The organism is Mesorhizobium sp. 128a (genome assembly GCF_053848025.1).
The window spans coordinates 1-377 of the sequence record NZ_JBSPKY010000106.1 but is presented as its reverse complement, the minus strand read 5'-3'; the positions used below and the strand labels follow the sequence as shown (position 1 = coordinate 377).

The 377-nt window shown below is 61.3% G+C and carries 1 protein-coding gene; it reads right to left on the bottom strand.

Going from position 1 to position 377, the window contains the following annotated elements; genetic code table 11:
• Positions 1–7: 7 nt before the first annotated feature.
• Positions 8–377 (bottom strand): hypothetical protein (locus ACWTU9_RS33275; RefSeq protein WP_455862026.1); only part of this gene is annotated, 370 nt, incomplete at its 5' end.

The window sequence follows — 377 nt, the reverse complement described above, 5'->3', positions numbered from 1 at the left end:
CGGCTTGTCAGTACCGGCAAACCCGAACGCGTTCCAGCACCCGGTGGTGATGGTGCCAGTGCCTCACCCACTTCACGTGGCAATGACGATGATGCCGGTAATAGTAGCGGTGTGGGTAGCGGACCACGTAGCCGGGATAATAATCGTTGTACCGGGGGCCATAATAGCGGCCGCCATAGTCGTAAAACGGGCCGCCGCCGTAGAAGGGGCCACCGCCGAACGGGCCGAAGCCGCCGAACGGACCAAAAACACCGATGCCAGGACCGAAGTACCGTGCATCCGCAGGCACGACCGTGGCTGCGGCGGAGGCGATGGCAATCACCGAAGCAAGGAACAGTTTTCTCATAGCAACCTCCCAGAGGCCGAGATCACCCTTC